At 38.6% G+C, this 13,996-nt stretch carries 14 protein-coding genes; 10 read left to right on the forward strand and 4 right to left on the reverse strand.

From position 1 onward, the window contains the following. The first annotated feature begins 318 nt into the window (after nt 1-318). The 4 genes from P9B04_RS03465 (at nt 319) to P9B04_RS03480 (ending at nt 4,733) form a co-directional block, all read left to right on the forward strand. Entirely contained in the window at nt 319-1,350 is a 1,032-nt protein-coding gene (locus tag P9B04_RS03465; protein ID WP_342053603.1) for a DUF1611 domain-containing protein, read from the forward strand. Between the two features lie 422 nt (nt 1,351-1,772). Further along, nucleotides 1,773-3,308, forward strand: coding sequence for a GAF domain-containing sensor histidine kinase (locus P9B04_RS03470; protein WP_342053604.1), 1,536 nt, complete (start codon nt 1,773-1,775; stop codon nt 3,306-3,308). A 90-nt stretch (nt 3,309-3,398) separates the two neighbouring features. Then, complete coding sequence (locus P9B04_RS03475; RefSeq protein WP_342053605.1) at nt 3,399-4,175, forward strand: polyprenol monophosphomannose synthase; 777 nt, start codon at nt 3,399-3,401, stop codon at nt 4,173-4,175. 93 nt (nt 4,176-4,268) lie between these two features. Next, nucleotides 4,269-4,733 (forward strand): glutathione peroxidase, encoded by a 465-nt coding sequence (locus P9B04_RS03480; RefSeq protein WP_342053606.1) that lies wholly within the window; start codon nt 4,269-4,271, stop codon nt 4,731-4,733. Between the two features lie 86 nt (nt 4,734-4,819). On the opposite strand, the gene P9B04_RS03485 is transcribed toward P9B04_RS03480, so the two are convergent. From P9B04_RS03485 to P9B04_RS03495, 3 genes are all read right to left on the reverse strand, one after another. Continuing rightward, nucleotides 4,820-5,362: a peptidylprolyl isomerase gene (locus P9B04_RS03485; RefSeq protein WP_342053607.1), complete on the reverse strand. Its 543-nt coding sequence runs from the start codon at nt 5,360-5,362 to the stop codon at nt 4,820-4,822. Between the two features lie 166 nt (nt 5,363-5,528). Further along, entirely contained in the window at nt 5,529-5,846 is a 318-nt protein-coding gene (locus P9B04_RS03490; RefSeq protein WP_342053608.1) for a DUF2973 domain-containing protein, read from the reverse strand. Between the two features lie 318 nt (nt 5,847-6,164). Next, nucleotides 6,165-6,497 carry a DUF2605 domain-containing protein gene (locus P9B04_RS03495; RefSeq protein ID WP_342053616.1) on the reverse strand — a complete coding sequence of 111 codons (333 nt, stop codon included), beginning with the start codon at nt 6,495-6,497 and terminating at the stop codon, nt 6,165-6,167. Nucleotides 6,498-6,706: 209 nt separating this feature from the next. Here P9B04_RS03495 and P9B04_RS03500 point away from each other — a divergent pair, with 209 nt between their 5' ends. Beyond that, nucleotides 6,707-7,603, forward strand: coding sequence for a hypothetical protein (locus P9B04_RS03500; RefSeq protein WP_342053609.1), 897 nt, complete (start codon nt 6,707-6,709; stop codon nt 7,601-7,603). A gap of 24 nt (nt 7,604-7,627) precedes the next feature. Further along, nucleotides 7,628-8,848 (forward strand): FIST signal transduction protein, encoded by a 1,221-nt coding sequence (locus P9B04_RS03505; protein WP_342053610.1) that lies wholly within the window; start codon nt 7,628-7,630, stop codon nt 8,846-8,848. Nucleotides 8,849-9,181: 333 nt separating this feature from the next. On the opposite strand, the gene P9B04_RS03510 is transcribed toward P9B04_RS03505, so the two are convergent. Beyond that, entirely contained in the window at nt 9,182-10,231 is a 1,050-nt protein-coding gene (locus P9B04_RS03510) for a peptidylprolyl isomerase (protein ID WP_342053611.1), read from the reverse strand. A 154-nt stretch (nt 10,232-10,385) separates the two neighbouring features. On the opposite strand from P9B04_RS03510, the gene P9B04_RS03515 reads away from it, so the two are divergent. The 4 genes from P9B04_RS03515 to P9B04_RS03530 all read left to right on the forward strand — a co-directional run bounded on the left by P9B04_RS03515 (nt 10,386) and on the right by P9B04_RS03530 (nt 13,971). Next, entirely contained in the window at nt 10,386-10,802 is a 417-nt protein-coding gene (locus tag P9B04_RS03515) for a hypothetical protein (RefSeq protein ID WP_342053612.1), read from the forward strand. Between the two features lie 40 nt (nt 10,803-10,842). Further along, nucleotides 10,843-12,402 carry a hypothetical protein gene (locus tag P9B04_RS03520; protein WP_342053613.1) on the forward strand — a complete coding sequence of 520 codons (1,560 nt, stop codon included), beginning with the start codon at nt 10,843-10,845 and terminating at the stop codon, nt 12,400-12,402. Between the two features lie 152 nt (nt 12,403-12,554). Further along, nucleotides 12,555-12,878, forward strand: coding sequence for a transposase family protein (locus tag P9B04_RS03525; RefSeq protein WP_342053614.1), 324 nt, complete (start codon nt 12,555-12,557; stop codon nt 12,876-12,878). A 130-nt stretch (nt 12,879-13,008) separates the two neighbouring features. Further along, nucleotides 13,009-13,971, forward strand: coding sequence for a glucosyltransferase domain-containing protein (locus P9B04_RS03530; RefSeq protein ID WP_342053615.1), 963 nt, complete (start codon nt 13,009-13,011; stop codon nt 13,969-13,971). The last annotated feature ends 25 nt before the right edge of the window (nt 13,972-13,996 follow it).

The following is a 13,996-nucleotide window of genomic DNA, read 5'->3' on the forward strand; positions in this document are numbered from 1 at the left end:
CTTTGTCCCCTAACTTTCGGCGAGTCCCCCCAGACTTTTTGAGAAGCTTCAATAAGTTGTTTAATTCTTAAGATTCTCTTTAAGATTGTAGCAACTAACTAGACTTTGTAAGGTTGTTCAGATAACAGTGACTAAAATTATCTTTTTTTGAGGCAATTTTGTTACATATAACAGGCTTTATCTCAAATCAAATAGATAACTAAAAATTAATTAAAAAAGCCTTAATATTTTGCTCATTTCAAAAGCATAACCATATAATTCAGAAAAATTCGGTTAAAAAAATTTTAGATAGAACAAAGCAATAAGGGGTAACTCATAGTGTATCTGACGGCAAATCATCGGGTGGTAATTCTACTCCATGATGGCATTAAAGGCAATCATGGAAAAACAGGATTAGCTTACTTACGCTACGGACAAGCTGCGATCGCTGCTGTTATCGATGCTCAAACCGTCGGACAACCCCTAGAAAAAGTAGCAGGTATCGCCAAAGATATTCCCATTGTTGCCAATCTTCAAGCAGCTTTAACCCACAAACCAGATGTCTTATTAATCGGTATTGCCCCTTCTGGGGGGATCTTACCCGACAGTCTCCTAGAAGAAGTTAAACAGGCAGTCAAGGCAGGTTTATCCGTTGTCAATGGGTTACATACCCATTTAGCACCCTATTTTGAGCAATTACAACCGCAACAATGGATCTGGGATATTCGCAAAGAACCCTTAGAGTTAGGGATCGGTTCAGCTAAAGCTCAATCCCTGGATTGTCAGCGCATTCTTACTGTTGGTACGGACATGATGGTTGGGAAGATGTCTACAGGGTTAGAATGTCATAAAGCAGCCCAACAACGAGGTATTTCCTCTAAATTCCTAGGCACAGGACAAGGGGGTATTATGATTGCAGGAGAAGGTATTCCCCTAGATGCTATTCGAGTTGATTTTGCAGCCGGTGCAGTGGAAAAAATGGTACTCAACGCAGGAAATAACCATAGTGTTCTTTGGATAGAAGGTCAAGGTTCTCTACTGCATCCAGGATCAACAGCAACTTTACCCTTGATCAGAGGTAGTCAACCCACCGGGTTAATTTTAGTGCATCGTGTTGGACAAACCAAAATACATAACGCTCCACAAGTAAGTATTCCTCCAATATCAGAGGTGATTGAATTATACGAACAAGTGGCTAAGGTGGGGGGTGCTGTTAATCCGGTTAAAGTCAAAGCGATCGCCCTTAACACCTTTCATCTAGGGGAAAAAGAAGCTAAAAAAGCCATAGAAACTACTCAAGAAACAACTGGACTTCCTTCCACCGATGTGGTTAGATTTGGGAGCGATTATTTATTAGATTACCTTTTTTGATCAAAACAAGACAGTTAAATTGAAAAGCTCACCCCACACCCTGAGTTTCATATAAGAAAACTTATAGAAAATCTGCCTCGTCTGCTTCCTGTGCCTTCTCAATATGATTATCTACTTTCTAAAGCGGATTTTGTATTAACTCCGAACTCCGAACTCAGGTCTATACCCCATCCTCACCAACCATAAATATACATTTAATTGAGAGAGAGTACCTAGTGAGATTAGCAATTAAAGAGATAGAGATAGAAAAATTTGCTCATTATGTTGAGAAAGAGAAATTTATGGGAACTTTAGAATTAGCAGATTAACCAAGACAAACACGATATCAATAGAGATATTAGCCAGGGTAAGCAATTAGTTTACCCACAAATTTGGTTATTTTTGTGTAGTTTCTCTAAACCTCAAGTCAGTGGGATTTTGTGATGCAAGTGCAAGCAGTAAATTTAGGAGTGAATATTGATCCTATATTCACCTCAACTAATCGTCTTTTTTGTCGTTTAGATGGATTGAGTCCAACCGTCCGAGAACAAAAACGAGTTAACTCTCTAAAACAGTTAGGACTCTTAGATACGGAGACTATCCCTATTTTTGAGGAAGCAACCCAAACTGCAGCTCGTTTCATCGAAACTCCTATCTGTCTTTTGGGGATCATGATCCAAGATCAATTTTGCCTAAAATCAGCCGTAGGACTGTCAAGATTGGGGTTAATGAATAATTTAGCCTCAACACGTAAAATATCCCGTCAAGAAGCCTTGAGTACCTATGTGGTTGACAGCGAACAACCTTTGGTCATCCATGACACTTTACAAGAGTCAGTTTTTAGCAAAAGTTCTTTGGTGCAACATTACGGGATTCGTGCCTTTTTGGGAACTCCTTTGGTTACAGCAGAAGGACAATGTCTTGGAACCTTAGCAGTCATGGATTTAGTTCCCCATCGTTTTACCTCAAGAGATGTGGAATTTTTAGCCATCACCGCTCGTTGGTGTTTACGGGAGTTTGAACGGAATCATCTGCTGAAAACCCAACCTCCCGAAGAAGACCGGTGTTTAAACTTAGTAACCTCCAACCTCGGCGTTTCTCAGCCAAATGAGTCGAGATTATCACCCCCATCAACATCTCCCAACACGATTAAACTAGGGTTATTGCGACAGTTAATCGAAGAATTTCGCACCCCCTTGACTTCAGTTATTGGTATGGCTAGTGTGCTACAGGGTGAATTATTTGGGCCTTTGAGTACAAAACAAAAAGAATATTTAAAAATTATCCACACCAGTGGTCAACAAATGAACTCTTTGGTGAAGGAAATTTTCAATCTGGGTATTTCCCATAAAAACGATGATGAACTGAAACTTAGCTCTGTTAACATCGAAATGCTGGCGCAAAATACCATCAATAGTTTAGCCGAACTAGTCGAGCAAAAACGTCAAACCTTGCGCTTATCTGTCGAACCTGGTAAACGAATTTGGCTCTTAGATAAGGACATAGTACGTCAAAGTTTGTATTACTTGGTGATGAGTATTCTCGAATCAGGAGAAATAGGAGGAGAAGTCCGTATTCATATCTCCCGTCGTAGCAAAACCGTGAATATAGCGGTTTGGGTATCTCATCCTTGGTTAGGGGATGGTTTACCTCAAGTTAATTTTAATCATTCATCAAAACAAAAAAATTTAGTCCACTTACATCGCTCTCTTGATTCTCTCCAAACCAATAAAACTGTTACCTCAACAGGGGATGATTATGTTTTACGCGCTTCTTATTTAGAAAAATTGATTTATGGAGAGGAAGAAAATGAATTACCTACTCAAAATTCTCAGGAGTTATTAGGTTTACTTTTAAGTTGTTATCTTATCGAAAATCATGGGGGTAAAATTGTAGTTCAAGGTTCCCCAGAATCAGGCTATCGTTATGTTTTAATGTTGCCTAAAATTGGTACAGAAGGAGAAACCCAAAGCTACTAAGATTATTAAATCACAGGGTGGTCACCATTCTAAGTTAGAATACTTTGTGTCTTCAATAATATTAAGATTCTCTTCTCTAAAACTACGCCCATGTCTAAGGTTGACGACAATACCCTGGTTTGTACGGTTTTACCCACGTTTAATGAAAGTGGTAATATTGCCGACTTAATTGAACGTCTGATGGCTAGTGTCTCTCCCCCCTATCTTGTCTTGGTAATTGACGATGATTCTCCGGATCAAACCTGGAAAATTGTAGCAGACATGGCTGCTGATGCGCCTTATGCACCGGGAGAAAAAGACGTTAAGTCAGGGATTGCTTTGGTCCGTCGTCTCGAAGAAAAGGGCTTAACCTCTGCCATTCAACGAGGGATTGATGAAGCTAGGCAAACCTATAATGCGGAGATTATCACTTGGATGGATTGTGATTTATCTATGCCCCCCGAGGATGTGCCGAAATTGGTTGAAGCTATTAGACAAGGAGAGGCTGATGTAGTGGCGGGTTCCCGTTGGATCGAAGGGGGAACAGATATTGCTCATGGTTTAATGGCACGGGTGCTGAGTTGGATTATTAATAATTTTGCTATGTTATTGTTGGGGCGCAAAGTTCATGACTATACCAGTGGATTCATCGCAGCGCGATCCGAGGTATTAGAGAAAATTCGCCTCAAAGGAGATTACGGGGAATATTGTATCGATTTATTGTGTCGTGCAGCTAGACTCGGTTATAAAATGAAAGAGGTTCCCTATGTATGTGTACCTCGTACTTCTGGAGAAAGTAAAACAGGCATTAATTTGTGGGATTATTTGAGTAAAGGCCGTAAGTATGTTTCTACCATTGTTGGACTCTGGTCCAATCGAGAAAATTAATCTAGGTATTTTTCCAACTATGACATGATTGTTTAAGGGAACCCAAAGGAGGATAATAGAAGATAATCTTTTCTTTTTTACCTATCAACAATTATGCCCTTACCAACAAATCTTGTAACACTCGAAGGAACATCCCTTCCTGCCAATGAATTAGAAAATAAGGTTATTCTTTTTGTTAATGTTGCTAGTAAGTGTGGTTTGACCCCTCAATATTCTGGCTTAGTCCAACTAGATAAAAAATATGGTGAACGTGGTTTTAAGGTAGTTGCTGTTCCCTGTAATCAGTTTGGCGCACAAGAACCAGGGACTCCTGCCGAAATTAAAGACTTTACCAGTGACAAGTACAATGTAGAATTTACCTTACTAGAAAAGCAAGATGTGAATGGGGCAAGTCGTAGTCCCCTTTATCAATTCTTGGTTAAAGATGGTGAGGATATTAGCTGGAATTTCGGCAAGTTCCTGGTAGGCCGCGATGGCGAAGTGCTAGCACGTTTTGAACCAGCAACTGCACCGGATGATGCTGAACTCCAAGCTGCTATCGAGAAAGCATTGGGTTAAGGACTTTGCTTGATATATGTGTTAAAACTCTCCTTATCTTGGGTAAGGAGAGTTTTAAAGTGTCTCTGACCCTACGTCATTGCTTTCTAACTAACGGTAAAAGGTTCATCCACTGGTAAGCTGCCACAGTCCTCAATTTTGATGTCTTGCTGAGGCCTATCTCTACCGTCGGTGTCGCAGTTCTCTATTTTGTCTAATACTTCTTCTCCTTCCAAAACCTTGCCAAAGACCGTATGTTTTCCATCTAACCAAGGGGTTTGGGTGAAGGTAATAAAAAATTGAGAGCCGTTGGTATTAGGTCCAGCATTAGCCATAGATAACCAACCTCGGCCATTGTGCTTGACGGTAAAGTTTTCGTCGGGAAATTTCTCTCCGTAAATAGATTTTCCGCCGGTCCCGTTACCCCTAGTAAAGTCACCCCCCTGCATCATAAAATCTTTGATTATACGATGAAAGGAACTTTGACGGTAGCCAAATCCTTTTTCGTGAGTACAAAGTTGGTAAAAATTTTCGGCTGTCTTGGGAACTGTCTCCCCAAATAAACCGATGACAATCCTTTCTGCTTCTTGTCCACCGATGGAAATATCCATGTATACTTTTTTGGTCACCAAGGTGTCATTGTCTGCCATCGTTGTTTTGTAAAATTATTTCGGTGCTGATTATAACATGGACTGAAATACGGTTTCAAAATAACAAATAAAAAATCTACATAATCTGCCCTACATTATTCTAAACTTAGTTGGATTAGGAAATTGATAACTTCTAGAAAAATGCGATTTTAAATAACAATTTCCCCTATTCTTCTTCTGTTTCCTGCTGAGGATTAGGAGAAGCATTATAAAGAGCGTCTAGTTGTTGCCTAGCATCTTCTACACTGACGGAACGCATTACTAATAATGGTTCGTTGATAGGTCTACCCCGTTCGTCTAGTAACTCAGGATGGATGGTTTTCTGGGTACTTTTCCATTTCCTTCCCTTAGCTTGGCTGTAATCGCGCCGATCAGGATAACGACGTTGAGAGTCCATACTGACGGTGATTAAACTACGAATAAGATTACTAACGGCCATAAAGGCAATTATGGTAAAAGCGACGATATAGATTAAGTGCAGCATTTGAAGTTCTCCTTTAACGAAGTCAGTGGTTAGTTATTACTAGAAGCCTAATTCTATTAAGCTATTGTGTAAGTTGTTTTTATGACAGAGACTGAGACTGTGGTGGCGGAATGTTCTCCTCTCAAAGCTTGTACCAATCAAGATTGAAAGGGCAAGATTTTATATCCTGTTGTGTCCATAAAAAATGAATTTTTCTGGATGCTACAGAGGAAATTGTGAGACTAACGTAATCTTTTCTTAAGATTGTCCCTAACTAGCTTACCAAGAATTGTCAACACAAAATAGGGATCGTTGCATCAGTTAACAACCCCCACAAGCTTAGGGGAGGGGATGATTTTCTTGTTGTTGCGATCGCCATTTCATGGAAACCTGCCAGCATTCGGCAACTAATTTATGCCAGGGAACCAATGCTCGAGTATCGATTCCTGCCTGTTTTCCTGTCGCTTGGAAAAGAATTTTCGCTGTTTGGACTTCTTGTTGATTTGTTTTCACTCTCTCTAGAAGCTCTGCTTGTTCTTGGAGTGATAAAAAAGAGATTCGTTCTGTTTCTAATAAATGACGAGACCGAGAAAACCAGTATTGGAAGTCTTCTAATAAGGGTTCGAGAATAGTTTTGAGCAACTCCTGCTCCGTGGGGTTACTATGAGGCATCATTTTAAAATTGAATTTTATTTATACTCTAATCTTAACGTCTTTTACATTTCTTTGTAATTCACTGCCACAGAAAACATTTTTACTTCTCCTTATCTTCCCTGTTGGTAATAAAATCTTTGCAGGAGGGGGTGAAAGGAAAATTTTTTGGGTAGAATTGGGATAGCAATAAGGAACAAAGTCTCTATTGTTCCCAAAGTAATTGTCTTATGCTGAACAAACTATCTCTCAACTTAATCAAAACTGGTTTAGGATTTTTGGTATGTCTTAACTCTATTCATAGTTTAGTCCCAAAAAGCCAGGCAGCGACCCTTCGCCTATTCCCAGAAACAGCAGATAACCTAGCTAACCAGCAACCAACAACACCAAACTTTATTGACTCCGATCTTTTTGCTCTATTAATTCCTAATCAAGCACCAAGAACTGCTTCTAATAATCCCTTCAATGCGGATTTAGTTATAGACGCTGTATCAGATCCCACAAATGTATCTGTAGATTCCATCATTACTTCTTTTCGTCGTCTCAATCTCGACACAGACAACTACGATTCAACCCCACAAGAAGTCCCTATCTTATCCCAAGTAGCAGCATCCGATATCTATCAAGACATTTACGATTTTGGGAGTAGTGCAGCATCAGAACTGAGAGATCCTCTCAGTATCGATGCATCATCTTCACAGAGAACGCCTACTGTCACAGGTGGACCAAGAAGCGCAGGAATAGGTGTTGCCGGTATTCCTAACCTTAACCTTGACCAAAATCAACCCTCCTCACCATTTCGTGGGGGACCAATTGCCATTATTGGTAGCCCCTCAGAGAACTTTGTCATCCCTTTAAGCCAAGTCAGCTTACCCTCAGCTAACCCAGTGCAAGCAGCCAAATGGGGAGATGGGACAGTGGACAGATTTTTTGCCTCTCTGCCCCAACAGGAAGTGGTGGATGTGGATACCTTTATGAGAACTGTGTATCGAACCAGTGTCTCTGATATGATCAAGCAAATCGACTCCAGCTTAGATTTAACCATTGATACCCAGTTCAACAGCATGCCCGCAGAGATTTTTCCCAATAACGCCATGCCTTCTGGAGACTTTAATAGAAATCTTTAATCGATAATATTTGCTCAAAAATAAATGTTCTGGACTAATGCCCTCTCAACCAAACCTTCCTTAGAAGCTGCTGTCACAGAAGTGACGGAAACCATTGAGAATGGTTTGCCAAGTCCTGGGGATATCGGTATCTTCTTCATCTCCTCCGCTTATGCCAGCGATTATCCGCGCCTAATTCCCTTAATCTTAGAAAAACTTCCTTTATCCATCTTGATCGGTTGTAGTGGCGCAGGAATCATCGGAGAGAATCGGAAAAAAGAGGTTTCCGAAATAGAAAACAATCCAGCTTTGAGTTTAATGGTAGGTTGTTTACCCAATGTCAAAATTAACCCCTTTTTTCTCCAGCCTGAAAGCCTCCCAGATTTAGACGCTTCCCCCGACATTTGGCAACAATTGATGGGGGTTGCCCCTCAAGATCAACCCAGTTTTATTTTATTGTCCGACCCTTTTTCTACCCCCATAAATGACCTCCTGGCTGGCTTAGATTTTGCTTATCCTCAATCGGTTAAAGTAGGAGGGTTGAGTAGTAGTTTGATGGGGGTTCCTGGGACTCTTTTTTATCATCGAACAGACGACCCTAAATCGGGGTTCTATCACCAGGGAACCGTGGGCTTAGCTTTGAGTGGGGACATCGCCATTGATACCATTGTCGCCCAGGGATGTCGTCCCATCGGTCAGCCCTATCAAGTGGTTAGAGGAGAACGAAATATTATTTTAGAACTGTCCCAAAACGAGGAAGCTAGATCACCCCTAGATTACTTGCGGCAGTTGATGGAAAGCTTAGAAGATTCCGATCGCCGACTGGCTCAACATTCCCTCTTTGTGGGAATGGTAAGGGATGAATTTAAACAACAATTACAACCAGGAGATTTTTTAATCCGCAACCTATTAGGAGTTGACCCCAAAATAGGGGCGATCGCTATCGGTGACAGGGTGAGGCCCGGTCAACGACTCCAGTTTCATCTACGGGATGCTCAAACCTCTGCCGAGGATCTCGAAACTCTCCTGAAACAGTCCAAACCATCTACACCCCTCAAAGGAGCATTGATGTTTTCCTGTTTGGGAAGAGGGCAAACCCTGTATAATACACCGAATTTTGACTCTCAGTTATTAACTAGTTATTTTCCTGAAATCCCTGTAGGTGGATTTTTCTGTAACGGGGAAATTGGCCCAGTAGGAAAAGAAACTTTTTTACACGGTTATACTTGTGTGATAGCCTTACTACGACAATTAAGTGTTCAATAAGTATGCGGTAAGGGATGAAGCCTGTCAAGGTTTGTCTAGGTTTCATGAAGCAGCTAGATAACCTGAGTTCGATCTAAGGAAACTTATAGACAACTCATCAAAATCAAGATACAGGGAGACCAGGAGATCACCGTTTCCCCCTGTCCCCTTGATCTTTTGAGACTAAAAGTAATTTCTACTCCACTGAAAAACGCTGTCAGCTGATGGCTGATAGCTGAACGCTTACAAACTAGCCAGTTTTATCGAAGGTGCAAGATTGAGTTAAACCCTGATCATCTCATGGGAAAAAGTCGCACTTCCCAACTACTAACATCGAACTCAGGTTGTATCACATTAACCATTTTTAGGCTGGACTAAATTATCTAAGCCATCGACAACCTCGGCTGAGATAATTTTGTCTTTTTTAGTTAGTTCTGCTAATGTTTGTTTTCCGTCAACTAGATACCCAAAGACAGAATAACGACCATCCATCAAATTAAATCCAGGGGGGGTTAATTCGCTGTCAAATTTAAAGAAGAAGAATTGTGATGATCCACCGTTGGGATCTAAACTGGGACGGGCTAAAGCAACAGCTCCGTAAGCATTGAAAGGAAGGACTAAATCGGGTAAATAAATCCCCATTTCTTCGAGGGTAGCTCCATAAATCGGTACTTCTTCCCCTCTGACCAATACTTCTATGGGTATGGAACGATATTCCCCTGTTTCTGGGTCAATGAAGCCTTCTTCTTTCCCTGGGGGATTGCCGGTTTGGATGGCAAAACTATCTTCTAGATCGATAAAAGGAAGACCATCGTAGAAACCCCGTTTGACCAGATCTACAAAGTTCCCTCCGTTAATCGGTGCGTTGTAACCATCCACTACAACCATAAGGTCCCCTTTGGTGGTTTCTATTTTAACAGTGGCTCGTCCTTTTAACTGGGGTAAGTTGGCGTATTCCGCGGGAACATCAAAGGGAAAACCCTCTACCATTAAGGCTTCGATTTTTCCTATATTATCAAGGATGGCTCGTCTTGTTAGCCATACCTGTTCTTTGTCTTTATTTTTTACTGCTTCTTGCAACTCGCTGATTTCTGTTTTAACACTTTCTAATATGCTCTCTGCTTGAGGTTGACGATCACTAGGAACTCCCTCAATAATCTGATCGCTGCGTACGGTAAGTACAAAAGAAGCTGTTTTGACATCTTTGGCGATGGGTGGCCAGCGTTTTCCCCGAAGATGATTGGAGATATCTTCGATCGCATCTTGAACTTTGCGTATCGGTTCGTTATCAATGGGTAAGGCGTACCTTAAAATAGCTTGGGGGTTAGTGATAGCGTTTCCCTGAGCCAAAACACTGATTAACACGGAAAGGACATCAGACCAAAAACTTTGTTTTAATTTCATGTTTTAAGGCTTACCACGAATGAGCATTTTCATTGTTTTTATTTACCATAATTTGTGGTTCCATTGATACCCCCTATTGTATGAAGTCTTGAGAACAATTGTTATTTAGGTTTACAATAAAAGGGAATTTATTTATTTTCTAGGAAATTTAATAATGGCAAGGGGTCTATTTTGGTTATCGTTATTAGTGGTCTTTTTTCTTTTAGCTTGGAGTGGGTGGAATGAATATCAAAAGTTAGAGGCCTATCGGGTATGGGCTGAAGATTTTGACCAAGCTAAGTACGATATTTACGCTATTATTGGTGTTAAGGGAAAAGAAATTACTTGGGGAAAACCTAGCCGTTTCCTTCCCCCTGCTTTACCTAAATTTTTGTTAAACGACGTTGACAAAATAGAGTTATTAGTAAACGATAGACACACTAACTTGGAAAATTTACCGAGAAAGGGAAAACCTGTCATCCAGTTTAGTTTTGTTGAACCCAATCAGTCTTCTATTAAAATTCCTTTCACTGAAATTGATTTAGCAGCTAAGTGGGTAACTTATTTAGATAATTTGAGAAAAAGTAGTTAGAAAGTGAAACGATGTTGTATTTGTTTGTGGTGTGGTTCTTATGAGTTTAAAATTAGTTATTGCTCTTTTGAGTTTGCCCTTATTATTTGTCGGTTGTAGTAATTCAGAGAAAGCAGGAGATCAGGGTAAAAGTGATTGTCCTTCTCCTCAAACCCCACCCCCTAAATTTAGGGTTAAACAGGAAGGGGATTTCTTTGAGAAATTAAAGACATTAAATATCACAGATTCTGATAATACAATAACATTTCAAACTAAAGATTATAATTTTATTTTTTGTGATACTAATCAAACTTTTCTAGCTCAAGTAGGGAGTTATAAACCTGAAAACAAATCTGCAGAAACCTACGAAGAAGCTATTAGGGAGCTAGTTGAGCCACCTTATCGCACTATTGAATTAGAGGACAAAACCTACCGATATCGAGTTGTTCTTGATCCTAATCCCTTTCCTGATTTTGAAGTTGAGCCTAAAAAGGTTGTATTAGAATTAATTGCCCCAGAAGAAAAAGACTCTCAAAAACATACTTTATATACATTAAAACAGGTAAAGGAAAAACAATTTGGGATTCAACTAGGCTTACCAAAAATCACCGCCACTGTAATTAATAATAATCAATTGTACTGGTCAATTTCTTCTGAACAAGGAGAAGGTAACGGAGGAATTGCTACCATTGTTAATTATAATCCCCAAGTTAATCAAATTAACATAATTCAACCCTCCCAAATAGGCAAGCAACAGATCAATGATTTCGCAATCAGTAATAACGATCAGGGAATTATTTTTTGGTTAGCTACTCAAAGTAGCGGAGAAGGAAACCCCTATTTACCAGGAATGGGACTGGTATCCTACCGTTATGACAATAAATTGCTGAAGTCTTATCATGCTAGGAATAGTAAATTGGTTGGTGTTATTCCTCATAAGTTAACCATAAAAAAAGACCAACTATGGGTAGCTACGGGTAATGGTATATGTAAAATTAAGTGGCAATTGATAGAACAAAAAAATAGTTGGAAATGCTGGCAATTTGAGTTAAAAGCTGATATTCATCCTAAAGGATTAGAAGTTTATAAAAGCTTATTAGATGCCAACTCAGTAACAACTTTAAATCCTGATGAAGATAATAATCTGGTTGAGGTTTTATGGTGGTCACCTCAAGACGAAGAAAGGGAAAAAGGTCGTTATGAAATTGTTTATGATTCTCCTTTTTCAGTTACTTTAGACGGTAAAGGAATTATGAACTGGAAAGAGATATATAATAAGGAGTATGAAGCAAATTCGTGGGAGGAAATTGTCTATTGGCTCGGAAAAGATTGGTTCTGGAATGGGGATAAATTTATTCGTCCCTTTGATGGGGTATCTCTCAATTATTTTGGTGGTGGACCAGGAGGAATTAGTACTTGGAAAAATACACAAACCCAACGACCAGAAATTTATGCAATTAGAGGAGATTTAAACTTGACTAAACTTACCAAAAATTCTACACAAGTTGAGCATTATTCAGGATGGGTTGATGATAGTTTATTAAATTCCTACATCACCATAGTTCCTGCTAAAATTCCTGAAAATAGCAAACCTAACCCTTTAAAAAAACTTTCTCCGTGAAGGTTAAACTCACCTCCAAAACTGACAAAAAATTCATACCGATGAGCTGCCAAAATAAAAAAGATAATCGTATCAAAAACAAAAGCTGGAGGGCTCTTCCAGTCTCATGTGGTGAAATGTATCCTGAGCTACATTTTGCCTATTAGTTAAGAATGGACTTTCATCTAGATACCTTATTAAATTTACCGAATATAACTGTTTTTACCTGTTATCAAAAAGAAGGCTTTAACATCCTACAACTAGAGCTATTAAACCAGAGAATTAGTTGTCCGTACTGTGGAAAAGAAACAGAAGAAATACATCAAACTCGTCCGATTTTAGTCAGAGATTTATCCATTTGTGGTCAATCAGTTTATTTGAAAATACCGAGACGACAAATTTATTGTTCTCACTGTCAAAAATATTCAACACTGTTTTCCTTGGGGGCAAAATTCATTTTAATCTGCGATAGCGGATCTCTAAAGTCCTTACGGTGAGCCTTTTCCAATTCTTGTCACCCCGTCAACTTTTTAAGTCATTTGATAGCAAAGATAAATCTTAAGATTTATTTAACTAAAAAACTGAAAAAAATTACTATAATTTAATGATGTTTCTAAAGAAAGTAAAATGATAAATATAATTAAGTTAATTTCACTTAATAAAGTTGAACAAAAAGCCTTTATATATGTTTTTTTTGTTTCGATTCTATTTTTACTATCTTTAATTCAAGCTAATGTATTGTACGTAGATGATATGTATAGGGTATTATCAGGATACGTATATTGGAACAATGATGTTCGACCTCTATCAACTTTAATTTTTAAGATTATAGAGTTAGGAGAACCCTTAACAGATATTTCACCATTGCCGCAAATTCTTTCTATAGCTCTCTACTCGGTAAGTTCAATTTACTTGGGAAAGATATTTAAAGTTGATAATTTAATTTTTCTAAGCCTAGGTGGTATTGCGTTTGTACTAAGTCCATTCAATCTTGCAAATTTTTCTTTTGTTTTTGATTCTTTCACTATGGGGTTAGCCGTGTTTACTTCTACTACTGCATTTTTGATAACAAGTATAGTGTTGGAACAAAAACTATCCTATTATAGAAAAATCATAATATTTTTCCTGATCTTATTTTTATTGGTTTCATCACTTTGCTTTTATCAGGGTGCTACTTCGATCTACCTAGCCATTTTAACGTTTTATTCTTTGTTAAATTTTATAAAAGATACCAACATTCAAAAATCTATTTATTTATTTACAACACCCTTAATAATCTTATTTATTTCTGTCATTATTTATCTACCACTTAAAGATTTATTTGTAAATCCTTATGCTTCTAGGCGGTCTCAAACCCCTCCTTTTAAAGATATTTTAAATGTTTTTATTAACAACTTATTTGGGTTGGTCAAAACAGTGAATTCTCTATTAGGCAACGGAAATTTATCTTCCTTTTTTTATCTGTTGTTGATACTTATGATGACCACTTCAATTTTACTCTTTTTTTATAGTTTTTTTAAAAAGGAGATGTCAAACATTATTAACTTTATGAGTATTATCAACAGGGTAAGCTCATCTAAAATGGTATAAAATGTACTTGACTAAGAAAGCAAAA

Source organism: Crocosphaera sp. Alani8, from assembly GCF_038442745.1.
In the GTDB taxonomy this organism is placed as follows: Bacteria; Cyanobacteriota; Cyanobacteriia; order Cyanobacteriales; family Microcystaceae; genus Crocosphaera.